This is a genomic window from Neobacillus canaveralius, from assembly GCF_047237705.1.
Taxonomy (GTDB): Bacteria; Bacillota; Bacilli; order Bacillales; family Cytobacillaceae; genus Neobacillus; species Neobacillus niacini_K.
Map to the genome: position 1 here is coordinate 1145985 of NZ_JBDFLL010000001.1, position 23287 is coordinate 1169271.

General features: G+C 38.1%; 32 protein-coding genes. 24 read left to right on the plus strand and 8 right to left on the minus strand.

Translation table 11 applies throughout. From position 1 onward, the window contains the following. Window positions 1-4 precede the first annotated feature (4 nt). A complete protein-coding gene (locus tag ABC255_RS05485; protein WP_412998488.1) occupies window positions 5-439 on the plus strand; it encodes a DUF86 domain-containing protein in 435 nt (144 codons plus the stop codon). A gap of 66 nt (window positions 440-505) precedes the next feature. Further along, the gene (locus ABC255_RS05490; protein WP_412991911.1) at window positions 506-1270 is read left to right on the plus strand and encodes a TIGR01457 family HAD-type hydrolase; all 765 of its coding nucleotides are present in this window, start codon (window positions 506-508) and stop codon (window positions 1268-1270) included. Window positions 1271-1307: 37 nt separating this feature from the next. Here ABC255_RS05490 and ABC255_RS05495 read toward each other — a convergent pair whose 3' ends face one another. Continuing rightward, window positions 1308-1808: a phosphatidylglycerophosphatase A family protein gene (locus ABC255_RS05495; RefSeq protein WP_412991912.1), complete on the minus strand. Its 501-nt coding sequence runs from the start codon at window positions 1806-1808 to the stop codon at window positions 1308-1310. 208 nt (window positions 1809-2016) lie between these two features. Between ABC255_RS05495 and yutH the strand changes: the two genes are divergently transcribed. Beyond that, window positions 2017-3027: a spore coat putative kinase YutH gene (gene yutH, locus ABC255_RS05500; RefSeq protein WP_412991913.1), complete on the plus strand. Its 1011-nt coding sequence runs from the start codon at window positions 2017-2019 to the stop codon at window positions 3025-3027. Window positions 3028-3264: 237 nt separating this feature from the next. On the opposite strand, the gene ABC255_RS05505 is transcribed toward yutH, so the two are convergent. Next, a complete protein-coding gene (locus ABC255_RS05505; protein WP_034674824.1) occupies window positions 3265-3507 on the minus strand; it encodes a NifU family protein in 243 nt (80 codons plus the stop codon). Window positions 3508-3656: 149 nt separating this feature from the next. Between ABC255_RS05505 and ABC255_RS05510 the strand changes: the two genes are divergently transcribed. Continuing rightward, window positions 3657-3983 carry a YuzD family protein gene (locus tag ABC255_RS05510; RefSeq protein WP_412991916.1) on the plus strand — a complete coding sequence of 109 codons (327 nt, stop codon included), beginning with the start codon at window positions 3657-3659 and terminating at the stop codon, window positions 3981-3983. A gap of 39 nt (window positions 3984-4022) precedes the next feature. On the opposite strand, the gene ABC255_RS05515 is transcribed toward ABC255_RS05510, so the two are convergent. Continuing rightward, window positions 4023-5090: an NAD(P)/FAD-dependent oxidoreductase gene (locus ABC255_RS05515; RefSeq protein WP_412991918.1), complete on the minus strand. Its 1068-nt coding sequence runs from the start codon at window positions 5088-5090 to the stop codon at window positions 4023-4025. Between the two features lie 245 nt (window positions 5091-5335). Between ABC255_RS05515 and ABC255_RS05520 the strand changes: the two genes are divergently transcribed. Both ABC255_RS05520 and ABC255_RS05525 read left to right on the plus strand, forming a co-directional pair. Next, complete coding sequence (locus ABC255_RS05520) at window positions 5336-5575, plus strand: YuzB family protein (protein WP_335528927.1); 240 nt, start codon at window positions 5336-5338, stop codon at window positions 5573-5575. Between the two features lie 143 nt (window positions 5576-5718). After that, window positions 5719-6084, plus strand: coding sequence for a HesB/IscA family protein (locus ABC255_RS05525; protein ID WP_412991920.1), 366 nt, complete (start codon window positions 5719-5721; stop codon window positions 6082-6084). A gap of 42 nt (window positions 6085-6126) precedes the next feature. Here ABC255_RS05525 and ABC255_RS05530 read toward each other — a convergent pair whose 3' ends face one another. Next, the gene (locus tag ABC255_RS05530; protein ID WP_335528932.1) at window positions 6127-7125 is read right to left on the minus strand and encodes an NAD(P)/FAD-dependent oxidoreductase; all 999 of its coding nucleotides are present in this window, start codon (window positions 7123-7125) and stop codon (window positions 6127-6129) included. A gap of 346 nt (window positions 7126-7471) precedes the next feature. On the opposite strand from ABC255_RS05530, the gene ABC255_RS05535 reads away from it, so the two are divergent. From ABC255_RS05535 to kapD, 9 genes are all read left to right on the plus strand, one after another. Beyond that, the gene (locus ABC255_RS05535) at window positions 7472-8689 is read left to right on the plus strand and encodes an NAD(P)/FAD-dependent oxidoreductase (RefSeq protein WP_412991922.1); all 1218 of its coding nucleotides are present in this window, start codon (window positions 7472-7474) and stop codon (window positions 8687-8689) included. A 79-nt stretch (window positions 8690-8768) separates the two neighbouring features. After that, window positions 8769-9257, plus strand: a complete 489-nt coding sequence (locus tag ABC255_RS05540; RefSeq protein WP_412991924.1) for an NUDIX hydrolase — start codon at window positions 8769-8771, stop codon at window positions 9255-9257. 156 nt (window positions 9258-9413) lie between these two features. Further along, on the plus strand, window positions 9414-9542 hold the full coding sequence (locus ABC255_RS05545; protein WP_412991926.1) for a YuiA family protein: 129 nt from the start codon (window positions 9414-9416) through the stop codon (window positions 9540-9542). Between the two features lie 168 nt (window positions 9543-9710). Further along, entirely contained in the window at window positions 9711-10034 is a 324-nt protein-coding gene (locus ABC255_RS05550) for a YuiB family protein (protein ID WP_412991928.1), read from the plus strand. A gap of 132 nt (window positions 10035-10166) precedes the next feature. Further along, on the plus strand, window positions 10167-10784 hold the full coding sequence (locus ABC255_RS05555; protein ID WP_412991930.1) for a 3D domain-containing protein: 618 nt from the start codon (window positions 10167-10169) through the stop codon (window positions 10782-10784). Window positions 10785-10902: 118 nt separating this feature from the next. Further along, window positions 10903-12411, plus strand: coding sequence for a leucyl aminopeptidase (locus tag ABC255_RS05560; RefSeq protein WP_412991932.1), 1509 nt, complete (start codon window positions 10903-10905; stop codon window positions 12409-12411). A gap of 78 nt (window positions 12412-12489) precedes the next feature. After that, window positions 12490-12717: a hypothetical protein gene (locus tag ABC255_RS05565; protein WP_335528942.1), complete on the plus strand. Its 228-nt coding sequence runs from the start codon at window positions 12490-12492 to the stop codon at window positions 12715-12717. A gap of 111 nt (window positions 12718-12828) precedes the next feature. Next, window positions 12829-13212, plus strand: a complete 384-nt coding sequence (locus ABC255_RS05570) for a hotdog fold thioesterase (RefSeq protein ID WP_412991935.1) — start codon at window positions 12829-12831, stop codon at window positions 13210-13212. 176 nt (window positions 13213-13388) lie between these two features. Then, entirely contained in the window at window positions 13389-14009 is a 621-nt protein-coding gene (gene kapD, locus ABC255_RS05575) for a 3'-5' exonuclease KapD (protein ID WP_412991937.1), read from the plus strand. Between the two features lie 38 nt (window positions 14010-14047). Here kapD and kapB read toward each other — a convergent pair whose 3' ends face one another. After that, window positions 14048-14428, minus strand: a complete 381-nt coding sequence (gene kapB / locus ABC255_RS05580; RefSeq protein WP_335528945.1) for a kinase-associated lipoprotein KapB — start codon at window positions 14426-14428, stop codon at window positions 14048-14050. A gap of 105 nt (window positions 14429-14533) precedes the next feature. On the opposite strand from kapB, the gene ABC255_RS05585 reads away from it, so the two are divergent. From ABC255_RS05585 to ABC255_RS05610, 6 genes are all read left to right on the plus strand, one after another. Beyond that, the gene (locus tag ABC255_RS05585; protein ID WP_412998489.1) at window positions 14534-15271 is read left to right on the plus strand and encodes a peptidylprolyl isomerase; all 738 of its coding nucleotides are present in this window, start codon (window positions 14534-14536) and stop codon (window positions 15269-15271) included. 88 nt (window positions 15272-15359) lie between these two features. Continuing rightward, the gene (locus ABC255_RS05590) at window positions 15360-15575 is read left to right on the plus strand and encodes a hypothetical protein (RefSeq protein WP_402619239.1); all 216 of its coding nucleotides are present in this window, start codon (window positions 15360-15362) and stop codon (window positions 15573-15575) included. Window positions 15576-15654: 79 nt separating this feature from the next. Further along, window positions 15655-16170, plus strand: coding sequence for a superoxide dismutase family protein (locus ABC255_RS05595; protein WP_412991939.1), 516 nt, complete (start codon window positions 15655-15657; stop codon window positions 16168-16170). A gap of 110 nt (window positions 16171-16280) precedes the next feature. Continuing rightward, the gene (locus ABC255_RS05600; RefSeq protein ID WP_412991941.1) at window positions 16281-17468 is read left to right on the plus strand and encodes an alanyl-tRNA editing protein; all 1188 of its coding nucleotides are present in this window, start codon (window positions 16281-16283) and stop codon (window positions 17466-17468) included. Between the two features lie 103 nt (window positions 17469-17571). Next, the gene (locus ABC255_RS05605) at window positions 17572-17949 is read left to right on the plus strand and encodes a PH domain-containing protein (protein WP_335528951.1); all 378 of its coding nucleotides are present in this window, start codon (window positions 17572-17574) and stop codon (window positions 17947-17949) included. A 215-nt stretch (window positions 17950-18164) separates the two neighbouring features. Next, window positions 18165-18428, plus strand: coding sequence for a DUF1871 family protein (locus ABC255_RS05610; RefSeq protein ID WP_412991943.1), 264 nt, complete (start codon window positions 18165-18167; stop codon window positions 18426-18428). A 47-nt stretch (window positions 18429-18475) separates the two neighbouring features. On the opposite strand, the gene ABC255_RS05615 is transcribed toward ABC255_RS05610, so the two are convergent. Then, window positions 18476-19300, minus strand: a complete 825-nt coding sequence (locus ABC255_RS05615) for an alpha/beta fold hydrolase (RefSeq protein ID WP_412998490.1) — start codon at window positions 19298-19300, stop codon at window positions 18476-18478. A gap of 203 nt (window positions 19301-19503) precedes the next feature. Further along, on the minus strand, window positions 19504-19719 hold the full coding sequence (locus tag ABC255_RS05620) for a helix-turn-helix domain-containing protein (protein ID WP_335528959.1): 216 nt from the start codon (window positions 19717-19719) through the stop codon (window positions 19504-19506). 205 nt (window positions 19720-19924) lie between these two features. On the opposite strand from ABC255_RS05620, the gene yugI reads away from it, so the two are divergent. The 3 genes from yugI (at window position 19925) to ABC255_RS05635 (ending at window position 22989) form a co-directional block, all read left to right on the plus strand. Beyond that, window positions 19925-20329 carry a S1 domain-containing post-transcriptional regulator GSP13 gene (gene yugI, locus ABC255_RS05625; protein WP_335528962.1) on the plus strand — a complete coding sequence of 135 codons (405 nt, stop codon included), beginning with the start codon at window positions 19925-19927 and terminating at the stop codon, window positions 20327-20329. A 153-nt stretch (window positions 20330-20482) separates the two neighbouring features. Continuing rightward, complete coding sequence (locus ABC255_RS05630; protein WP_412991946.1) at window positions 20483-21682, plus strand: ornithine--oxo-acid transaminase; 1200 nt, start codon at window positions 20483-20485, stop codon at window positions 21680-21682. 23 nt (window positions 21683-21705) lie between these two features. After that, the gene (locus ABC255_RS05635; RefSeq protein WP_412991948.1) at window positions 21706-22989 is read left to right on the plus strand and encodes a Glu/Leu/Phe/Val family dehydrogenase; all 1284 of its coding nucleotides are present in this window, start codon (window positions 21706-21708) and stop codon (window positions 22987-22989) included. Between the two features lie 36 nt (window positions 22990-23025). Here ABC255_RS05635 and ABC255_RS05640 read toward each other — a convergent pair whose 3' ends face one another. Continuing rightward, complete coding sequence (locus ABC255_RS05640; protein ID WP_412991950.1) at window positions 23026-23256, minus strand: DUF378 domain-containing protein; 231 nt, start codon at window positions 23254-23256, stop codon at window positions 23026-23028. Window positions 23257-23287 lie beyond the last annotated feature (31 nt).

The window sequence follows — 23287 nt, forward strand, 5'->3', positions numbered from 1 at the left end:
TGAAATGTATTTTGTAGACCGCGAAAAGTTGGAGAACACATTGGTGTTTCTAGAAAAACAAATCAGCCTATTTTCTAGTCAGGTAGAGTGGTCAACACCGATAGAAAAAGCTGCATTAGAACGGATTACACATCTTATAATTGAATCTGTTTTAGATGTAGGTAATGCGGTGATAGATGGGTTTATTATGAGAGACCCTGGCAGTTATGAAGATATCATTGAGATATTAATTGATGAAAAGGTTGTTAGCAACGAAACAGGTACCAGCTTAAAAACCCTTGTCCAATATCGTAAGGTACTCGTCCAACTGTATACGGAGATTGACCATAGAGAACTTCTTAATCAGTTCTCTAGCCTAATTGAAGATTTGGCTTTATTTCCAAAGAACGTCCGGGACTATCTTGAGAATGAACTCGGTCCTGTATCGGCATTTATTTAATATATCACTGACCGCGTTTGCGGTCCTTTTTAATTATCGGATATGATACATATAGGGGTGACTAACATGAAAAAGTATAAAGGATATTTAATTGATCTTGATGGAACGATGTACAAAGGTTCGGAAAAAATTGAAGCAGCAGGAGACTTTGTGAAAAAATTAAGGGCAAAGGGGATTCCATATTTATTCGTTACCAATAATTCATCCCGGACTCCCGCTCAAGTTGCTCAAAAATTAAGGGATTTTGATATTCCTGCTGAAGAGGACCTTGTATTTACAACCAGTCAAGCGACAGCGAATTATATCTATGGCCAAAAACAGGATGCGTCCGTTTATGTAATAGGCGAGGAAGGTCTTCGTACCGCTATGGAGGAAAAGAAATTCTTATTTGCCGCAGAGGATGCAGAATATGTGGTCATCGGTATTGACCGCGAGATTAGCTATGAAAAATTAGCAGTAGCCTGCCTGGCTGTCCGAAATGGCGCTTCGTTTATCTCTACAAACGGAGACATAGCGATACCAACCGAAAGAGGCTTAGTCCCTGGAAATGGATCGTTAACTTCTGTAATCGCGGTTTCAACACAAACCAAGCCGACGTTTATTGGAAAGCCTGAATCAGTCATCATGGAGCAGGCGTTAAAGGTATTGGGCACATCTAAAGAAGAAACACTTATGGTGGGCGATTATTATGATACCGATATTTTAGCGGGGATGAATGCAGGGCTTGATACACTGTTAGTCCACACAGGTGTCACCACGAAGGAATTACTTGCAGGCTATGACAGAAAACCTACATATGCCATTGATTCATTAGATCAATGGGAGCCGTAAGAAAAGGATGGAGCTCTCCATCCTTTTCTTGCTTCTTTTATTCCACATGTGCCGCCCGGTGCGCAAGTCTACTTGAGGCTGCGGCAGCGATAGCACCGATAATGTCATCCAAAAATGTATGGCATTCCCCTGTTGATTTATCATTTAAACGGGCTAATATTCCAGGCTTTTGCTTATCGATATAGCCATAATTCGTAAAGCCGATGGAACCGTACACATTCACGATAGATAGTGCTAGAATCTCATCGACACCATAGAGACTTTCATCTGTTTTAATAATGGATTGGATAGGTTCTTCCAGCATGTTTTTCTCGGCTAGCATATCTAGTTGAATTCCTGTTATGATGGCATTTTGGACCTCACGCTTTGATATGACGCGTTCAACATTTGCAATACAGTCTTCCATTTTTAAATTTTCATGGTATTTTTCCTGTAAAAAAAAGACTAAATCTGCAATATCCTGAATTTCAACGCCTCTTTCTTTTATCCATCTTCTTGCAGTTTCTTCTGTTAAATCCACTTTTTTATCTTCTGCCATCCATTTATCACCTTTTCCTTGGAATTTTTTACTTTTCTTTTTTTTACAATATGCGCTGTATTTTGAAAAGGAACGAAAGAACCAACACCCTTCTTACAGATTTCTCCTATAACGATTTTCTTATACTTTTATTACGTAAGAAGACAACAAGTTTTTTGGGCTACTACATATATATGACATATGAGCAGAAAAGAGAAGAGGTGGAAGGGTGCTTCAAAAATTACTTGAAAATAAATATGGTATACAAGTCGATGAATACGTAAAATTAGACTCTTACGATGCGCTTAGGGGAAATGGCTGGCTTTATTTGGTGGCAAAATCTGATGGAAGGGACGCTGAGGATATTAATGAACTAGAGAAAATTGCTGAACATTTAAGGAATACTGGGGATTCCCACGTGCCAGCATTTCTACAATCTAATGAGGGTGGATTTATTACATCCTGGGAAGATCACCAATATTGTGTCCTGGCAAATCGGCAAACAGATAAACATGCGAAAGTAAAAATAGGGAGAAAGTTAGCTAAATTCCATGAACGAGGGAAAACAATCCCATTTAAAATTGAAAGGTCAAGCAGAATTGGACAATGGAAGCAATTATGGGAGAAGCGTCTTGATCAAATTGAAAAGGTGTGGAGCGATCTCATGTTCCAAAAACCTGATGATGATTTTGAAAGGATGTTTATAGATTCATTTCCGTACTATATTGGTTTAACTGAAAATGCGATTCAATACTTAGTGGACACAGAGCTAGACGATGAGCCGAAAGAATCGGATAGCGGAACGGTGTGTCATGAGCGTTTTTCAAATGATTCTTGGGGAGCTAATTATTTTATTAAGGACCCATTCGCTTGGGTGTTCGATCATCGCAGCCGTGACTTAGCAGAATGGACGAGAGAACGATACTTCCGAAACACACAAACCTACGAGAATGATGTGAGACAGTTTTTCATCGATTATCAAAGTATAGCTCCTTTATCCTCTTTTTCATGGCGGTTATTATTTTCCCGGTTATTGTTTCCGCTTCATTACTTTGAGTGTATTGAGAATTACTATATCACTCGGTCTGAGCAGGAAAAGAAGCTTTTGGAGGAAAATTTAAGTAAGATGTTAAAACAATCAACAGAGTACGAACGCTTTTTGGGCCATTTTTATCATACTGTAGGTGCCCCATTAAAACCATTAAATATCCCTCAACTAGACTGGCTGTTGATAAGGTAATCGCTTTTTTAATTTAGTCTGTTGATTGGCGCTCCAGGCACTTCGCTTTCCGCGGGCGGTCAGTGGAGCCTCCTCGGCGCTTAAGCGCCTGTAGGGTCTCCACTGACCCGTCCTCCCGCAGGAGTCTTCGTGCCTTCCGCGCCAATCAACAGAGGTGCAAATCAAAATTTACTTCTTTACCACAGTCAAGTAATAAAAAAAGCGATTGCTCATTGTAGCAATCGCTTTTTAACTTTATTAAAATACTTGTTCTACTTCAACAACGCCAGGAACTTCTTCTAAGAGTGCTCTTTCGATTCCGGCTTTTAGGGTAATTGTTGAGCTTGGGCAGCTGCCGCATGCACCTAGTAAACGAAGTTTTACAATACCATCCTCAACATCAACTAATTCACAATCTCCCCCATCACGAAGAAGAAATGGACGCAATTTATCTAATACTTCCTGAACCTGCTCAAACATTTCTTGTACTTGTTCTGCCATATTTATCGTCTCCTTCCTACCTTATATTATAATGTCATTGAAGGGAAAAATCCATTCTCATGAAATGGGAATTAGCACATTTACAACCATATTTTTATGTTTAATAGTTTAAATGATGTAAAATAAAAGAAAAAGGCAGGATTGATGGAATGACAAATACAACAGTTGAAATTATCCTCTATGGTGCAGAGCAATTATGTCCAAGCTGTGTAAATTTACCTTCCTCAAAGGAAACATTCGAATGGCTTGAGGCGGCAATTTCAAGGAAGTTTCCTAATCAACCATTCAAGATGACCTATGTAGATATTTATCAACCTCATAGTGAAAGTGAAAAAGAAGCTTTTGCGAAAAGAGTTATTGAAGAAGATCTGTTTTATCCAGTTGTTGTGATTAAGAATAAAATTGTCGGGGAAGGAAACCCGCGATTAAAAACGATATTTAGCGAATTGGAGAAATATGGATATAAATCAATATGAAAAGCATTCCAGCTTTTATAGAGCTGGAATGTTTTTATATTACCCATTATGATACTTGTAGAGCCAAAGAACTCCTGATTTTAACAGTCTGGCAACCCGACCAGTAATCGCTCGGTCGGCCATCATCCCGAAACCATGTTTTTTACCAAGAGAACCTAGAACACCTTTTAACTTAATAGTTGGGAATTCAACTGGCGGCTCCTCGCCATTCCAGCGCTTTTTCAGCACTTCGACGATTTGCTCCGCCTGTCCCTCTGCTAATTGAGCACTTGGGGCATGTGGAAGACTAGCACAATCACCTAATACAAAAACGTGCTCATCATTCGGTAAATGATGACGTGGCGTAATGATGAGCCTTCCTGAACGGTCCATTTCTTCCCCTAATTCACGAACAACCCTATTAGCCTGGATACCAGCGGTCCAAACAATCACATCACACGGGATGGGTTCGTCATGATTATAGAGTAAATTTTCTTCAACTTTGGTGATATTTGAATTGTTGATAATTTCAACATTATTTTTTTGAAACCAATTTTCAACATATTTACTTAAACGATTAGGAAATGCCGGAAGAATGTGTTTACCACGATCAAATAGTTTAATCTTTAGGTCTCCACGGCTTTCACTTAGTTCACTGGCAAGCTCTACGCCACTAAGACCTGCCCCTACGATGCCAACTACTGACCCAGGTCCTAAATTGTTTAGTACTGAGTACGCACGGCGGGATTTTTCGATGCTTTGAATGCTGTAGGTGTATTGATCAGCGCCTGGGACGCCGTGATACTTATCTTCACAACCAAGACCAATAATTAGGTCATCATAGGAAATCGGCTCGGAGTCTTTTAGCAGGACCTTTTTATTTTCTTTCTCTATTCCTGTAACTTCGCCATATTTAATTTCTAATTGAGAATGCTCTGGAAAAGAAACGCGCAGCTCCTTATCCGAAACAGTTCCTGCAGCCAAGGCATAATATTCAGTTTTCAAGCAATGGTATGGTACGCGGTCAACAAGTGTAATTCTTACATCCTCAGGTAAATGGTTTGGAAGAAGCTCGCTCAAAATCTTCATTCCGCCGTAACCTCCACCGAGAATTACAAGGTTTTTCATTTTTTATTTCCCCTTTGTAAACCAGTAATCATGTCTCTTATTGGAACAGAATTTAAGACCTAGCAAGCTAGGTTTAAGATAATAAAAATATAGTAATATAGTCTTTAATCCATTAAAAAGTATAGCTGAATTGTGACAAAATAACAACACATATGGAAATTTAATTGACAATTGTACCCCTAACATGGTATTTGACGTAACGGATGAAAGATAGTAGGATAATATGTTATGGAGAGGTGATACCCATGTTTATGCCAATTATTGAATTTTGTATGAGTAATCTCGCCAGTGGCGCTCAAAAAGCCCTGGAAAGGTTAGAAAAAGACCCAAACCTTGATATCATTGAATATGGATGTCTTGGGTATTGCGGGAAATGTGCTTCCACTCTTTTTGCACTTGTAAATGGAGAAGTTGTTACAGGCAAAACACCGGATGAACTGGTTGATAATATCTACCAATACTTAGACGATAATCCAATGTTTTAATATATTTCAATACAGCAGAGGGGAGCGTAAACCGCTGCCTTCCTTTACTTTAATCATATAATACTCTTAAGAACGTAATAGTTGAGTCATGAAGATACAGTGTATATACTATAAGAAAGACCCTCAAAAGGAGGAAAGAATAAATGAGTAACGATGTAATTATTTTAACGGAAGCTGCGGCTCTTCAAATACAAGAAATGATGAAACACAATGAAGAAGAAGGTGCTCTTTTACGTGTTAGTGTTAAGGGCGGAGGCTGTAGTGGTTTATCCTACGGTATGGGATTTGACCATGAAGTAAAGGAAGAGGATCTTCATTTTGCTCAGCATGGGATTCAAATACTTGTCGCTAAAGAGGATGCCCCTATATTAAATGGCACAAAGATTGATTATAAGCAATCGATGATGGGCGGCGGATTTACCATCGATAATCCAAACGCGATTGCGTCTTGTGGCTGTGGTTCATCATTTAGAACGGCAACAGCAACAGGTACTCCAGAGGAATGTTAGATGATAAATAAGAAAAGGCGCCATATTGGCGCCTTTCTGCTATTACTTTCCAAACATTGATGAACTGTGAAGAGGCTGAATTTTAGCTTTTGGATCGATAAATGCTTTTGCATTGTTTACTGCGGTAGGTGCTTCGCCAAATCCGCAGGCAATCAATTTTACTTTTCCTTCATAGGTACAAATATCGCCAGCAGCATAGATTCCTGGTACAGTTGTTTCCATTTTAGAATTCACGACAATAGAATTCTTTTCGATTGCTAAACCCCACTCTTTTATAGGACCTAGTGAAGAAACGAAACCATAGTTACAAATAACCGCATCGACATCAATCGCTTCCTTGCCATCTCCATTTACCCCAGTAAGGACAACTTGCTTGATGCCACTGTCATCGCCAATTAATTCGGCTGGGACAAAAGGAGTTTTAACAATTACCTTTGAGTTATGCAAGTTCTCAACACTATGCTCGTGAGCTCTGAATTTATCTCTACGATGTACAATGGTTACTTCCTTCGCAATCGGTTCTAACATCAATGCCCAGTCCACAGCTGAATCGCCGCCGCCAAAGACGACAACTTTTTGACCTGCAAATTTGTTAAGGTCGTCAATAAAGTAGTGAAGATTTTTTCGCTCATATTGTGCAGCACTTTCAAGCTCTAAACGGCGAGGCTGGAATGCTCCGTTACCTGCTGTAATGATGACTGTTTTTGAATAGTGAACTTCCGAATTGGTTGTTAATTTGAAAGTACCATCCTCTTGTTTTTCCAATTTCTCGACGGATTGCTCTAAAGCAACAGCTGGTTCAAACTTCGCCATTTGCTCCTTTAGATTATTAATAAGTTCTTGTGCACGGACCTTTGGAAACCCCGCAACATCGTAGATATATTTTTCAGGGTATAGTGCCGATAATTGACCGCCTAATTGTGGCAAACTTTCAATAATTTTTACAGAAGCTTGTCTCATTCCACCGTAAAAGGCTGTAAATAGACCGGTAGGACCGCCACCGATAATGGTAATATCATATACTTTTTGATCTTCTTGCACGCTGTATCCCCCTAACGTATGTAGTAACAGACTCCATTCCTTATAATATCACAAAAACCTAAAATCCTCACAACTTTTGGGGAATATTCAGAGTAGTTAATCAGGGGAAAATTCAATCACTTTTTTTAAAAATAATCATATAAACCACTTGATAATGTGAAGAGTTTAGCATAATATGAATTGAGGATAGATGTTAATTTTTTGTGACAAAAACAGGAATCTTTTGTGTCGCTATACGTGAATTATATCACAAACTTTTTTCCTCCAAACAAAATAAAAATGTAGCAAGCTGAGGAAGATAAGAACAAGTATATTACTCTAAATAAAAAAGGTGGAAGTGATCACTTTGAAAAAGCCAAAAATTGTTATTGTTGGTGCGGGATATGGCGGGCTTATGACAACTGTAAGGTTGCAAAAGCTTGTTGGTGTAAATGAAGCGGATATCGTGTTAATTAATAAAAATGATTACCATTATGAAACTACATGGCTGCATGAGGCTTCTGCAGGCACACTTCATCATGACCGTGTACGTTATGATATACGTGATGTTATTGATAGAAGTAAGGTTGATTTTGTACAGGACACAGTTGTAGAAATCAATAAAGAAGAGAAAAAGGTAATTTTAGAAAAAGGCGAAGTAGAGTATGACTACCTAGTTATTGCTCTTGGCGGAGAACCAGAAACCTTTGGAATTAAGGGATTAAAGGAATACGCTTTTGGAATAACCAATGTAAATTCTTCACGCCAATTACGTGAGCATATTGAGTATCAATTTGCCACCTATAATATGGAAGAAGAAAAGAATGACAATCGTTTGGTCATCATTGTTGGCGGAGCAGGCTTTACCGGTATTGAATTCTTAGGTGAATTAACCAACCGAGTACCTGAGCTTTGTCAAGAATATGATGTGGATTTTCACAAAGTAAAAATTCTTTGTGTAGAGGCAGCACCAACCGTTCTGCCAGGGTTTGATCCTGAACTAGTTAATTACGCGGTATCACAATTGGAGCGTAAAGGGGTAGAATTCCTAATTGGAACAGCGATTAAAGAATGTACTCCAAATGGAATTATTGTAGCAAAAGGTGAAGAAGAACCACGTGAAATTAAAGCAGAAACTGTAGTTTGGGCTGCTGGTGTACGTGGGAATTCAATCATTGAAAAATCAGGTTTTGAAGCAATGAGAGGTCGTGTAAAAGTTCAACCTGACCTTCGTGTTCCAGGATTTGATGATGTGTTTATTATCGGTGACAGCTCACTTGTGATCAATGAAGAGATTAACCGTCCTTACCCTCCAACTGCACAAATTGCTATGCAGCAGGGAGAAGTAGTTGCTCGTAACATAGCTGCATTGGTAAGAAATAAACAGGATCTTGAAACCTTTACGTTTGATAATAAAGGAACAGTTTGTTCACTTGGACATGACGATGCCATCGGAGTTGTGTTTGGCAAAAAAGTAACCGGTGCGAAGGCTTCCTTTATGAAAAAGGTAGTTGATAATCGTTCTCTATACATGATTGGCGGCGCTGGGCTTGTATTAAAAAAGGGTAAGTTTAATGTTTTCTAAATAGTAATTTGAAAAAGGACAGAGAAATCTGTCCTTTTTTTGATACTATATACATAATAGGACGCTTAGGGGGGCTATTATGAATAAAGCGAAGCGTGGAAAGGTTTGGTTAGCGGTAGGTGGGATAGTTAAATCTTCGCAGGGGCATTGGCTGGTTGTTAAAAAGCGTTACGGCGGATTAAAGGGAAAGTGGTCACTTCCTGCAGGATTTGTAGACGAAGGTGAAACGGCTGATGAAGCAGTAGTTAGGGAAGTAAAGGAAGAAACCGGTATAGAATGCGTTGTCAAGGGATTGATAGGGCTAAGAACAGGTGTCATTTCAGAGGAAATTAGTGATAATTTGCTCGTGTTTTTTCTTGAACCGTTAGATGAAGGGAAAATCCAACACCAGGAAAATGAACTGTATGAAGCAAAATTTATTGCGCCAGAGGACCTCCTTCAAGATAAAGAGGCTTCGATTATGCTGCATTATCTTATCAAACAAAGTCTTACTTTTACCAAGCCTGGTTACGATGGGCTAAACCCTGGAGATCAATTTAAGTATAGTGCCTATAAATTATTTTTCTAATTTTTAGATAATTTAAGTCACGCTTAGGAATTACAAGAAAACTTGTGATGTATCCGTTTTCTCGTTCGAATATGATTGAATTTCGTCCTTTCCTTTCTGTGGGATTCTTGGTATATTATCAGAAAATTTAAATAATATTTCAAGGAGCTGATTAGAATGCAAACGACTAGTTTAGATACTAAAAATTGTGATTATTGTTCAGGTGCGGGATATTTTCAATTACTGCTTGGGGGTTCTGAAACATGTACCTGCTGCGAGGGCACTGGCAAGAAACAGGAAAAATAGTAATCCGAGCTTCTAAGATCTACTAGGGCTGCTTCCACGAGAAATTTCGGGAAGCTATTTTTTTGAAATTTTTTCCTCGTATAGCTAACGATAATATGATATGTAAGGATTGACTCCTTTTTGGACATTCAGTAAACTTATAAATGGATGTGTAAAGGAGGTATTTCCATGCAGATGAGTATTGTTGTTTTAATTATTTCAATTTTATTATTCTTTGTTTTGTTTTTTGGTATTGGTTTTATTCTAAATATGCTTTTAAGAATGTCTTGGATTATGGCAATAATATATCCAATTATCGCCATATTTATCGTTGATAAGGTAAAGTTTGTTGAATATATTACAGATAGTAAAATAGCGTTTCAAGAACTTGGTCAAAAATTAGTTTCATTGGCAACTGCAGATGTCCTAATATTACTTAGTGGGTTAGCCGGTGCAATTACTGCCGGTGTTACAATCAAATTATTACGGAAAAATGGATATCAAATGTTTTAGGCTTTTTGCCTGGGTTACTCCCATTCGGAGTAATTTAGGTAAAAGGCTTTTTTTATGAATAGGTTTTTACTTCTTTTTGAATATTTCCATGCCTGTTGGGAAATGAATATTTTGGGAGGAGTGAAAATTTTAATGAGTAAAATCAAAAATTGGACAAAGCGTTTTGCGATGACCGTTCTTTTCTTGATGGCCATTTTAGTGACTGTTCAATCTATTACAGGTATTGATCTTAAATGGTTCATTAAACAAATGGTAGAACTTGAAGCACATGCAGCTTCAAACACCACAACTTCAGAGACACCAAGAGCGCTGGAGGATGCTTTTGATTGGTCGAAATATCCGAAAAAGACAGTAATCGCAACAGGATATACAGCAGGCTATGAATCCACAGGTAAAAATGAAAGCCATCCCGAGTATGGAATCACCTATTCAGGAGTCAAGGTAAAACGAGATTTATATTCAACTGTAGCCGCAGACTTATCGGTTTTTCCGATTGGTACGATTCTGTTCATTCCCGGGTATGGGTTAGGGGTGGTAGCGGATAAAGGCGGGGCTATTAAAGGAAATAAAGTCGATCTTTATTATGAAACAGTTGAAGATGTTTATAACAATTGGGGTAAAAAGGAAATCGATGTCTATATTATTGAGCAAGGAAATGGAAACCTTACAGAAGCTCAGTTACAAGCTTTAAATGAAGACAAGTCTATGCAGGTTTTTCGTCAGCAGTATATTGGTACCGAGAGAAAATAGTGCAGGCATAGAGCCTGCTATTTTTATTGTTGCAACCTTTTAAAATACTTAGAAAGTCGAAATATAATCATTTATTCGATATAATGAACAGGTAATTTACACGGAGGTGGGAAAAACCATGTTTGATGTTAAAAATGAAATTGACCTTTCAGAAGGTCACGAAGGATTAGTTATTGGACTTTTTGATAAACCCGAAAAGTTTACGGGTACCTTAGAGAAGCTGGATGAACAATTTGAAGGTCAATTAAGAGAGCTTGTTAGAGCAGGTGATATTTCAGCAAAGTTTAAAAATATTAGCAAAGTACATAGCTTCGGGAAAATTGGAGCAAAAAGAATTTGGTTTGTTGGTCTTGGAAAAGAAAAGGATTTAAACTTTGAGAGGCTGAGTGAGGCTTTAGGGAAGGTGTTTAAAGCTTTAAAAGCAAGCAAGCTCCAAGAATGTGGCGTTCTTTTGGATTCCTTTACAACTGGATCAGTAAATGAACTAGAAGCAGCACATGCTGTTAGTGAAGCATTTGCGCTAGCCACCTACCAATTCCATGGCTACAAGCAAAAATCGAATGAGCCAGAAAAGAGAATCGAGAAGATTACAGTCTATAGTGAAGGTAACGATAAGGAAGATATTTCTGCTTCGCTAACAGTAGGTCTTGCTTTTGGAAAAGGCACCAACTCTGCTCGTACACTAGTAAATATTCCAGGCAATCTGCTTACAGCAAAGGACATGGCGGAATATGCCCGAGAGCTTGCTGCTAAATATGACTTTGAAGTTGAAATACTGGATAAAGAAGAAATTGAAAAATTAGGTATGGGGGCTTTTCTAGCTGTTAACCAAGGTTCAACAGAGCCTCCTAAGATGATCGTTCTCAAGTATCAAGGGAAAGAACAATGGCAGGATGTTATTGGACTGGTTGGAAAAGGAATCACTTTTGATACAGGCGGTTACTCTATCAAAACAAAAGCTGGCATTGTGGGTATGAAATCGGATATGGGCGGAGCCGCTGCCGTTCTAGGTGCCATGGAAATCATCGGGGAAATAAAGCCTGAACAAAACGTTGTAGCTGTTATTCCTTCAACGGATAATATGATTTCGGGTAATGCCTTTAAGCCGGATGATGTGATTACCTCCATGAGCGGAAAGACCATTGAAGTGCTAAATACTGATGCAGAAGGCCGGCTAGTGTTAGCAGATGCTGTAACCTATGCGAAGCACCATGGCGCGGAATATTTGGTCGATGTGGCAACCTTAACGGGTGGTGTTATTACGGCACTTGGATTACATACAACCGGTGCAATGACAAATCACGAAACACTGTATGAACAAGTATTAGAAGCCTCAATGGAGGCAGGAGAGCCGATGTGGCAACTACCGTTGTTTGAGAAGGATAAAGAACGAGTAAGAAACAGTAAAGTGGCAGATTTAAACAATTCTCCCGGCAGTGAAGGTCATGCCATTGTAGCGGGTGCCTTTATAGGGGAATTTACCGAGGGGACTCCTTGGGTTCATTTGGATATTGCAGGGACTGCTACGACATCTAAGGAACACGATCTTGGTCCTGCAGGAGCAACTGGTGTTATGACTCGTACACTAGCCTTATTCGTAGAACGCTTTGACCCAATCGAAAAATAATCAATTGCCCAACCCAATATCTCTCATTTCGCATATGAAATAGTGTAGGCAAGTATTGCGAAAGGGAGGTTTGGCTGCATGTATTATTATAGAAGCTCATATCCTAAACACAACCAAAGATTTATTGGCTTTGGACTTCCATTTTTAGGTGGGTTGGTTGGAGGGTTGTTAGGTAGTGCATTATTTTATCCTAGACCATTTTATGGTTATCCCCCCCCATTCTATGGAAACCAATTTTATGGGAACCAATTCTATGGCAATAAATTTTATGGTTACCCTGGAGTCTGGGGCCCTGGTTTTTATTAATATGTTTAAAAAAACAGCTTTCGAGGCTGTTTTTCTTTTTTGATACATATATAAAGGGAACTTAACTAAAAAAGAGAATATATAGTTGAATAAATTTGGAAGGAGATAGAAATGATCAAAAACACATTAATTGAAACATTAGGTATTGAAATAATCCATATAGAACCGGGAAAAGTGATTGCCACCATGCCAGTAGATGAAAGAACGCGCCAGCCATTTGGTTTATTGCATGGTGGTGCTTCAGTTGCACTAGCCGAAACAGTCGCGAGTATTGGTGCATTTGAATTGGTTGATAAAGAAACAGAAGGAGCAGCCGGTTTAGAAATTAACGCCAACCATGTTCGGCCAATTACGGAAGGAACCGTAACAGCTACAGGGACTATCCTGCACCAGGGCAAAACAACGATGGTTTGGGATATCAAAATTACCGATGAAAAGGATCGGCTCATTTGTATTTCGAGATGTACAATTGCAGTTATTAAATTTAAAAAGTGATGTTAAAAGAGATGGGACTTTTTCCATCTCTTTTTTGGTTCAATTGATAAAATATTTAAAAAATTTATGTTAATTTCGTGATATAATGGAAGAAATATAGAGAATTAGTACAATACTTTGTACAGGTTTCTTTATATAATGGTAGTAAGAAAAAGGTCAAAAAGGGTGGTGAAAAAATGAAGGAAAAGAGACAAACTATCTTTATTGATTTTGAATTTACAATGCCTGAACGAAATGTTCGTATGAAAGACTTTTTTGCCGAGATTATTGAAGTTGGACTCGTAGCAGTTGTTGATGATCAAATTACAGAGCAATTCTCATCCTATGTAACACCACTAAAATTCCCGATTTTATCTGAACGCTGTAAATCATTTTTACATATTTCACAGCAGCAGGTTGACCAGGGAATTTCATTTTATGAACTCGTCCGGAAATTAGGAGAATTCAATAATCAGTATGAAACTACCATTGTCACTTGGGGAAATATGGATATGAAGGTATTAAGGCATAATTGCTTAGAGGCAGGTGTGGCATTTCCATTTAAAGCAACGGAATTAGATTTATCCATGGAGTATAAACGGTTCTTTGGGGACCAAAACCAGACAGGATTATGGAAAGCTGTACAGGAGTATGGTAAAGAAGGAACAGGAAGGCATCATCGAGCGCTTGATGACGCGTTGACTACCTACAATATATTCCGTCTTGTTGAAAAGGATAAACGTTATTTAGAAAGGCCGAAACCAACTACGATTGGGGACCGCGTTGATTTTTCAAAACTATTAAATGAATTCGCATAAAAGGCCAAATCATTCAATCTGATTTGGCCTTAAATTATTTATTTAAAATAATCCTTTTCTAGGGAAGCAATACTTTTTAGACTCATTTCTGCCCAGTCCGACGCCTTTTCTGTTAATTCATTTTTCATTTTTTCAACACTCTGTCTTAATGACTCAAGATAGTCAGGTACTTCCTCTGTGAAAATCTTGACCATTTGCTTTGGAATATTAGTCTGTTCCCTATATGATAAAGCCTTTCTTTCATGAAAAATCAGTACATCCGCTTCTTTTGGATTATGTAAATCTCCTTGCATAGGATGTTTGACAACAGCTAAAACTCTGACTAAATAATGCTGCGGACGAACTTCGGTTATTTCCCCAATATATTTTCCCGTTTTATAAATTCCAGTAACAATTTCTCCAATCTGCAATTCTGACAAAAAAACCCCTCCTCTATTGTTTTTAACCTTTAGCTTATTATATAAAAAACGAAGTGCAAAAAACAAAAATATCGGTTAAATTAATAAAATGGAGGGATGATAGTGATGAAGAAAATGCAATATTGGTTAGTGTTAGTGATTGGTATGCTTATCCTGGCTGGATGTGGGACAAGCAAAGAGACAGAGGAAGCAGCTCCTAAGAGTAATGCTTCAAAAACAGAGGAAAAAGAAGGGAGCAATCAAGTGGAAAATGCAGTTTATCCTCAACTTTCAAATGAGGTTTCTGAGAATGAAAAACTGGTTGAAATAGAAACGACACTGGGTACCGTTAAAATTAAGTTGTTCCCTGAATATGCCCCAAAAGCTGTAGAAAATTTTGTAACACATGGTGAAGAAGGGTATTATGATGGACTAATTTTTCACAGGGTTATCAATGACTTCATGATTCAGGGCGGCGATCCGAATGGAGACGGAACTGGTGGAGATAGTATTTACGGAGCGCCGTTCGAGGATGAGTTCTCAACTAATCTTTTTAATTTACGCGGGGCTTTATCCATGGCTAATTCAGGATCTAATACAAATGGGAGTCAATTTTTTATTGTAACGAAAAAATCAGTAGACCCTTCAATGAAAACCGAAATGGAAAAAGCAGAATACCCAAAAGAAATTATTGAGGCTTATGAAGAAAGAGGGGGCACACCTTGGCTGGACCATCGCCATACAGTTTTCGGACAAGTCGTGGCGGGAATGGATATCGTTGATAAGATCTCAGAAACTCCGGTAGACGCTAAGGATAAACCAGAAGAAGATGTAATTATTAAAGGTATTAAGGTAATAAAGTAACCCTTTGGGCTTCAAATAATGGCAGGATACACTTTTTGTTGCTATAATAAATCTTTAGTAACATTCCTTTAAAGAAAGGGAGAAAAAGATGATCCAGTCATTTGTATTATCGTTATTTCTATACTTTCCAGAAGATAAATCGGAATACGGCCCAGCGGCAATTACATTTTTGATTTTTATGATTGGGGCCCTATTAACCATGCGGTTCATTATCAAGGTCTCTAAGCGGGAAGCGATGAAAGCAAAAGAACTCGAGGAAAAATTACTTTCTCAACAACATAGTCAAGGAAACAGTGAACATTAAGCCGCTGTTTCTTTTTTTTTACATAAATTTTCCACTCAAAGTGAATACTATGACAAAATGTCTATCTGGGGGGATATTTATGAAACGAGCTTTAGTCATCATCCCACTTATTCTACTAACGGGTTGTTTGGAAAAGGATATTACAAAACTGGATGTAAAAATACTAAATGACAAGGGAGATTCTGTCGGGACAGTTAAAATCCATGAGGTATCTAGCGGAGTAAAATTAACGTTTGATTTAAAAGGACTTCCTTCCGGAGAACACGCCGTTCACATTCATGATAAGGGTGTATGTAAGACTCCAGACTTCAAATCATCTGGAAAGGATTTAAATCCCGATGATAAAGAGCATGGTCTTTTGCACCCGAAAGGCGCGCACCCTGGAGACCTTCCTAATTTAATTGTAGAGGATGACGGAACAGTAAAAGCAGAATTAATGGCTCCGAGTGTAACATTAAAAGAGGGTAAGGCGACGCTGATTAGGAAAGATGGAACCACCATTGTCATACATGAAGAAAAAGATGATGGCATGACCCAGCCAGAAGGAGATTCTGGTGGTATTATTGCATGCGGTGAAATCTCTAAGGAAGAATAACCGTGATATGTTCTCTTTTGAGACAAGCACGAAAAATTAGACGTTTTAAGCCTGTTTCCTCATAATTGAGAGACAGGCTTTCTTATTATAAAAATTAGGAGAATGCAATTATGGAAAATAAATTATTTTATCAAGACCCTTACATAAAAACATTTTCAGCAAAAGTTGTAACACAAAGAATAGATGAACATGGAAATTACTATATAGTGTTGGATCAAACCGCATTTTATCCGACAGGCGGAGGACAACCGCATGATGTTGGAACAATTGAAAACATTAAAGTCCTAAATGTGGAGGAAGTTGAGGGAGAAGTTCGTCACTACCTCGAAACGGAATTAGTTGATGGAAACGCAGTTGTGCATGGTGTTATCGATTGGGAGAGACGATTCGATCATATGCAGCAGCATGCAGGTCAGCATATTCTCTCTGCCGCGTTTGAACAACTTTTTGAATACAAGACAGTAGGCTTTCACTTAGGAAACGAAACGCTAACCATTGATTTGGAAACGGAGAATCTTTTGGAATCAGAAGCTTTACGAGTAGAGGAACTCTCCAACCAAATCATTATCGAGAATTGGCCAATTGAAACGAAGTGGGTAACTGAAGAGGAGTTAGTGAATTATAATCTTCGAAAAGAAACCAAAGTAAAAGAGGATATACGACTTGTTATTATTCCGGACTTTGATTACAATGGCTGCGGCGGAACTCATCCGAAAGCAACTTGTGAAGTGCAGGCGATAAAAATATTGGACTGGGAGAGGCAAAAGAAAAAAACACGAGTACAATTTGTTTGCGGGAATCGTGTAATTAAACAGCTAAGCCAAAAACATAAAGTACTAATGGAGTTAACGAAACTACTTAATGCTCCTGAAAAAGATATGCAGCATGCAGTTAGTCGACTAATAGAGAATGGAAAAACTGCTGAAAAAGAGTTAGAACAAACATTAGAAACTATACTGCACTATGAAGCAACAAGTTTATTAGACAAAATGGAGAAAAAAATTGTCAGTAATGTTTTTCAAAACAGAAACATTCAGGATCTGCAAAAATTAGCCCGAATCATCATAGCAAAAGATGAGGAAGCAATCGTATTATTTGTTTCTCACAATGAAGATAGGTTACAGCTTGTTTGTGCAAGGGGTAACGAAGAAAAGGTAAGTATGAAAAAGGTTATGGGTGAAGCACTGCCATTCATTAATGGCAAGGGTGGAGGTAGTGATTCATTTGCACAAGGTGGAGGAGAAGCACTGATTCCAAGTGAACAAATGCTCAAGCATTTATTAGATTTAATCCAATAGAGTGTGGAAAATTTGAGCTCCGGCGTCAATGTCACACCTATCTTTTTATTACAAGAATAAATGAGTATAATAAATGTAAATGGCTAGGAAAGGTGTGGGTTTGATGGGATTTTTTGATGGTATGATGGGAAATGCCTCTGAGGTAAACCCTGAAGAAGCACAGAGGGAATTTGCTAGAATTCTTGCGCGAGATGAAAGAATTGAAAAAGCCTATAAACTAATTAGAGATTTATTTATATTCACGAATAAACGGCTGATTTTAGTGGATAAGCAGGGGTTAACAGGCAAGAAGGTTGAATATCATTCCATCCCCTATAAAAGTATTACCCATTTCAGTATCGAGACCGCAGGAAGCTTTGACTTGGACGCAGAATTAAAAATCTGGATCTCAGGTAACGCACTCCCTCTTCAAAAACAATTTAACAAAAACCTAAATATTTATGAACTTCAAACAGTACTAGCGGAATATGTTCTAAAATAGTGGGCTGTATGATAGTTAGTTTTTGATAATGGCACTTAGTTGATTGGAACGGAAGGCACGAAGACTCCTGCGGGAGGACGGGTCTGGGGAGACCCCACAGGCGCTTAAGCGCCGAGGAGGCTCCCCGGACCGCCCTAAGGTGCGCGAAGTGCCTGGAGTGGAAATCAACGACAAGGTTAACACAGCCAAATAGAAAAGAAGCAGGAGAGAACGAAATGGAAAGTGAAATGAAAACAAATCTGCAATTTGTGGACGTATTAAATGAATGGGATCCTTTCAAATTAAAGAAAGGTAATTATGACACGGAGATAGCTGACACCATCCAAGCCATTCATGAGTTAGATAACGCAGAGGCATTATCAGCAAGAATACAAAGTATATATGAATTTTCCTTTGAAGAAATCATCCCTATTGAACAATGTATTAAAATTGCTAAAGAACTGCTATTGATAAAGGATAACGACTCTTGTACGATATAAAACGACAGCATACGCTTAAAGATATCTTTAAGCTTGCTGTCGTTTTTTCATGCTAAGAATTGTTTAATATGCTGAAAAACATCCTCAGGACGTTCTTCAGGAACTAAATGACCCGTTTCCCCCAAAATAACAAGCTCAGATTCCCTTAAATCATTTTTCAAGCGCTTCCCGACAGATAATGGAACAACTTTGTCATACTCACCCCAAATTAATAAACATGGATGTGCAATTTGTTTGAGAACTACAGTTGAGAGGTCACCTTCATGGTCGCGAATCATTCTTGTTAAGGCAAGGAATATTTCATCCTTTAAAAAAGGCTGCAGGTAGCCAAACAGCATTTCATCACTAATTAAGGAATGATCATGAACTACATTTTGAAGATTTTGCATGATACCTGAACGTGCAAGAAAAAACTTTACATATAGATGAAAATAGGGAAAGTAACTTCCAATAATCAAAGGAAGTTTAGAACGTTTGGAATAAGATGAACTGCAAAGGAGAACTGCATTTTCGGCAATATCGGGCTGTTGATGCAGGATATTAAGGACAATTTGTCCGCCCATTGAATGACCAATAAGCGTAATATCTTTTAAATCAAGTGCAGAAATAAGCTGAATAACGGTTTGTGCAAGATTACGATAGGAATAAACAAAATTGCTGCTTTTCTCACTTTTTCCAAAGGGAGGAAGATCAACGGAAACCACTTGAAATTCTTTGTTTAAAAAAGGGATTAACCGTCGATAGCTAAAAGTGGAAGAAAGAAATCCGTGAAGTAGTACAAGTGTCTTTTTGGAATCAGGATTTGGATAGAATTCATAATAAATATTTATATCATTGACTAGCTGATTACGGTAAAAAACCTTCTCTTCCACGTTATTCAACCCACCTTCTGCTAATATGTCAGTGATAATAATTTCTCCAGTAGTCTCATATTTAACACTTACAAATACATTTTTTCAAAAAAAAGAGGACAAACCATATGTGGTTGTCCACTTCAAAAAAGGGGGGAATACTAGAAAGCTTATATAATATTGATTTCCTATTTTTAAATATTCTATACAGTGTTTTTGAAATTTTAAATATGTTGATCTAGTTGGTCTAATAATAGTTCAGAAGCAGGAATATCAAGAACAGTAGACAATTTAAGAAGGGTTTGAGTACTAGGAATTTGTTCGCCAGATTCATATTTTTCAATGGTTTGGATCCCTACTCTTATTTTTTGAGCTAATTCCTCTTTCGTCATTTTCAAATGCTCCCGATAATTTTTGATCGTATTGCCAATTGTGTTCAAAATGATCACCTCTCCAATTAAGACATTATCCCATTTTTATTCTATCATAAAATTCTTTTATCTAAAAAAATCACATTCGAATATTTTGTTAGCGTTTCCACTTTTGCTCTGAGGAAAACCTTTTTTGATTAAATGTTTACAATGTGCTATAATTTCTTATTGCGTATATAAAAGATAAAAATAATTATTTCTTAGGAGTGTTTTCATGACAGAAAAGATCGAAACTGGAAGTGTATTAACAGGTAAAGTAACAGGAATTCAACCTTATGGAGCGTTCATAGCATTAGATGAAAATACACAAGGTCTTGTGCATATTTCTGAAATCACACATGGTTATGTGAAAGATATTAACGATCATCTGAAAGTTGGAGATGAAGTTAATGTAAAAGTATTATCAATTGATGAAAATGCTGGCAAAATTGGTTTATCTATTCGTGCAACGGAAGAAGCCCCTGTACAACAGGCTGTTGCTAAACCAAAAAAGCCTCGTAAGCGTCAGGCTGCTGCAATTGTACCAGAAGTTGAAGGCCAACAAGGTTTTAACACATTAAAAGACAAGCTTCAAGAGTGGATTGACCAATCACAGCGTGAAGATCTAATTAAGAAATAATAAGATGATTAAAAAGCCTAGTACCTTGCTATTAATTAGCGGGAACTAGGTTTTTTTTTGAAAAGATTTTTTCATAATGGTTCATTCTTTTTACATGCTCGGCTACAATAGGTATGTACATAATTCACCGGTGAAACGGAGGAGGAAAGGTTAATGGCTGCAGAAATGAAAACAGAGGAATTAATTGAACAAACCGAGAAATACGGGGCAAATAACTATCATCCACTTCCAATTGTAATTTCACGCGCTGAAGGAATTTGGGTAGAAGACCCTGAAGGAAATAAATATATGGATATGTTAAGTGCTTATTCCGCAGTAAACCAAGGTCATCGGCACCCAAAAATTATTCAAGCGCTAAAAGATCAAGCAGATAAAGTAACGTTAACTTCTCGCGCTTTTCATAATGACCAATTAGGTCTGTGGTATGAAAAGATTTGCAAATTAACAAAAAAAGAAATGGCGCTTCCTATGAATACAGGTGCTGAGGCAGTAGAAACAGCAGTTAAAGCCGCACGCCGATGGTCTTATGATGTAAAAGGCGTTGCAGAAGACCAAGCAGAAATTATCGCCTGCACAGGAAACTTCCATGGCAGAACGATGACTGCGGTTTCCTTGTCTTCTGAAGCCGAATATAAGCGTGGTTTTGGACCAATGCTTCCCGGTATCAAACTAATACCTTATGGTGATTTAGACGCTTTAAAATCAGCCATTACAGTCAATACTGCAGCCTTTTTAATTGAACCTATTCAAGGTGAGGCAGGTATTGTTATTCCTCCTGAAGGCTTTATGAAGGATGCCTTTGATTTATGTAAACAAAATAATGTTCTTTTTATCGCGGATGAAATCCAGGCTGGATTGGCCCGTACGGGTAAAATGTTTGCCTGTGAGTGGGAAGGAATACAGCCAGATATGTATATTCTTGGTAAGGCGCTTGGCGGCGGTGTATTTCCTATTTCCTGTGTAGTCGCAAACCAAGATATTTTAGGCGTATTTAATCCAGGATCTCACGGTTCTACCTTCGGAGGAAATCCACTGGCATGTGCAGTATCAATTGCTGCTTTAGATGTACTGATTGACGAGAAACTCTCCGATAAATCACTGGAGTTAGGACAATATTTTGTAAGTAAATTAAAAGAAATACAGAATCCGCGAATTAAAGATGTTAGAGGTCGTGGATTGTTTATCGGTGTAGAATTAAATGAGCCAGCACGAAAATATTGTGAAAAATTAAAAGAGCAAGGGCTGTTATGTAAGGAAACACATCATACAGTGATTCGTTTCGCCCCTCCGCTGATTATAAGTAGAGATGAATTAGATTGGGCTATTGAACGCATTAATAAAGTACTTAGTTAAATGAAAAAACTCGAGGTGCCAAAATGGGGAAAAAGGATGTAACAAATCGTGTAGATGACAACGATAAAGAGACATTAAATTTACTTACATCCACACAGATTGTTATTCATGACGCATTGCAAAGATTAGGACTTCCAGAAGCTGCATTCGAGTTGTTGAGGGAACCTTTACGAATGCTTCATGTAAGGATTCCGGTTCGGATGGATGATGGCTCAGTTAAAATTTTTAGCGGCTATAGGGCACAACATAATGATTCTGTTGGACCAACGATTGGTGGCGTTCTTTTCCATCCCAAGATAAAAGATGATGATATCAAGGCATTATCGATGTGGATGAGCATGAAATGCGGAATTGCTGATTTACCATTTGGAGGTGGAAAGGGAGGTATTATTTGTAATCCTCGTACTCTTTCATTTGGTGAATTAGAGCGCCTAAGCCGCGGATATGTCCGCTCGATCAGTCAAATTGTTGGTCCAACCAAAGATATCCCGGCACCCGATATGTATACAAATTCACAGATCATGGCCTGGATGATGGATGAATACAGTCGTCTGAGGAAATTTGATTCTCCTGGTTTTATAACTGGGAAGCCCCTAGTCCTTGGGGGTTCAGAAGTTAGGGAAGAAGCTGGGGCACTAGGTGCAGCCATTTGTATTGAAGAAGCTGTAAAGTTACGGGGACTTTCAATTAAGGGGGCACGTATCATTGTTCAAGGCTTCGGTAATGCAGGCAGTTACATTGCAAAATTCATGCATAAATCAGGAGCGATTATCGTTGGGATTTCTGATGTATATGGCGCCCTTTATGACCCAGATGGCTTAAATATTGAATATTTGCTTAGTCGTCGTGACAGTTTTGGAACCGTTACTTCCCTATTTGATGGGACCATGACCAACGAAGAATTGCTTGAACAGGAATGTGATATTCTCGTACCAGCGGCAATTTCCAATCAAATAACAGCAAAGAATGCTCAAAATATTAGAGCAAAGATAATAGTTGAGGCTGCTAATGGTCCTACGACCATTGAAGCGACAAGAATTCTTTCAGAGCGAGGAGTACTACTTGTTCCCGATGTCCTTGCGGGAGCTGGAGGAGTTACTGTATCTTATTTCGAATGGGTTCAAAACAAGCAGGGTTATTATTGGGATAACGAGGAAGTATCAGCTAAATTACGTGAAAAAATGATCAGTGCGTTTCACCAAATATCTGAAATCTCAAACCGCAGCCATGTAAATCTGCGTACAGCGGCATATATGGTCGGTGTGAGAAAAATGGTAGAAGCCTCAGAGTTTAGGGGATGGATATGAAAAAATCCTTGCAAAAGCAATGCAAGGATTTTTTTCTTAACTATTAGTATTTGTTTGTGGCTCTCTAACATGCTGCTCATTTGGCTTGAATAGTAGTCCTAGGTTAATAAGTCCAGCTATTCCTACTAAGCCATATATAATTCTGGAAAGAGCTGAATTATCGCCAAAAATGGCTTCAACTAAATTAAATCCAAAAAAACCAATTAATCCCCAGTTAATAGCACCAATGATTGTAAGGATTAGAGCAATTCTTTGAATTGTACTCAAGGTAAATTCCTCCTATCAATATACTTTCAAT

Coding starts and splice junctions, on each gene's coding strand:
- ABC255_RS05485 (WP_412998488.1), top strand. CDS start 5: ATGTATTTTGTAGACCGCGAAAAGTTGGAGAACACATTGGTGTTTCTA.
- ABC255_RS05495 (WP_412991912.1), bottom strand. CDS start 1,808: ATGGCAGAAGATAAAAAAGTGGATTTAACAGAAGAAACTGCAAGAAGA.
- ABC255_RS05520 (WP_335528927.1), top strand. CDS start 5,336: ATGTTTATGCCAATTATTGAATTTTGTATGAGTAATCTCGCCAGTGGC.
- ABC255_RS05610 (WP_412991943.1), top strand. CDS start 18,165: ATGGAAAGTGAAATGAAAACAAATCTGCAATTTGTGGACGTATTAAAT.
- ABC255_RS05570 (WP_412991935.1), top strand. CDS start 12,829: ATGATCAAAAACACATTAATTGAAACATTAGGTATTGAAATAATCCAT.
- ABC255_RS05490 (WP_412991911.1), top strand. CDS start 506: ATGAAAAAGTATAAAGGATATTTAATTGATCTTGATGGAACGATGTAC.
- ABC255_RS05600 (WP_412991941.1), top strand. CDS start 16,281: ATGGAAAATAAATTATTTTATCAAGACCCTTACATAAAAACATTTTCA.
- kapD (WP_412991937.1), top strand. CDS start 13,389: ATGAAGGAAAAGAGACAAACTATCTTTATTGATTTTGAATTTACAATG.
- ABC255_RS05550 (WP_412991928.1), top strand. CDS start 9,711: ATGCAGATGAGTATTGTTGTTTTAATTATTTCAATTTTATTATTCTTT.
- ABC255_RS05565 (WP_335528942.1), top strand. CDS start 12,490: ATGTATTATTATAGAAGCTCATATCCTAAACACAACCAAAGATTTATT.
- ABC255_RS05595 (WP_412991939.1), top strand. CDS start 15,655: ATGAAACGAGCTTTAGTCATCATCCCACTTATTCTACTAACGGGTTGT.
- ABC255_RS05555 (WP_412991930.1), top strand. CDS start 10,167: ATGAGTAAAATCAAAAATTGGACAAAGCGTTTTGCGATGACCGTTCTT.
- ABC255_RS05605 (WP_335528951.1), top strand. CDS start 17,572: ATGGGATTTTTTGATGGTATGATGGGAAATGCCTCTGAGGTAAACCCT.
- ABC255_RS05630 (WP_412991946.1), top strand. CDS start 20,483: ATGGCTGCAGAAATGAAAACAGAGGAATTAATTGAACAAACCGAGAAA.
- ABC255_RS05515 (WP_412991918.1), bottom strand. CDS start 5,090: ATGAAAAACCTTGTAATTCTCGGTGGAGGTTACGGCGGAATGAAGATT.
- ABC255_RS05585 (WP_412998489.1), top strand. CDS start 14,534: ATGAAGAAAATGCAATATTGGTTAGTGTTAGTGATTGGTATGCTTATC.
- ABC255_RS05545 (WP_412991926.1), top strand. CDS start 9,414: ATGCAAACGACTAGTTTAGATACTAAAAATTGTGATTATTGTTCAGGT.
- ABC255_RS05540 (WP_412991924.1), top strand. CDS start 8,769: ATGAATAAAGCGAAGCGTGGAAAGGTTTGGTTAGCGGTAGGTGGGATA.
- ABC255_RS05505 (WP_034674824.1), bottom strand. CDS start 3,507: ATGGCAGAACAAGTACAAGAAATGTTTGAGCAGGTTCAGGAAGTATTA.
- ABC255_RS05560 (WP_412991932.1), top strand. CDS start 10,903: ATGTTTGATGTTAAAAATGAAATTGACCTTTCAGAAGGTCACGAAGGA.
- ABC255_RS05635 (WP_412991948.1), top strand. CDS start 21,706: ATGGGGAAAAAGGATGTAACAAATCGTGTAGATGACAACGATAAAGAG.
- ABC255_RS05510 (WP_412991916.1), top strand. CDS start 3,657: ATGACAAATACAACAGTTGAAATTATCCTCTATGGTGCAGAGCAATTA.
- ABC255_RS05590 (WP_402619239.1), top strand. CDS start 15,360: ATGATCCAGTCATTTGTATTATCGTTATTTCTATACTTTCCAGAAGAT.
- ABC255_RS05525 (WP_412991920.1), top strand. CDS start 5,719: ATGAGTAACGATGTAATTATTTTAACGGAAGCTGCGGCTCTTCAAATA.
- yugI (WP_335528962.1), top strand. CDS start 19,925: ATGACAGAAAAGATCGAAACTGGAAGTGTATTAACAGGTAAAGTAACA.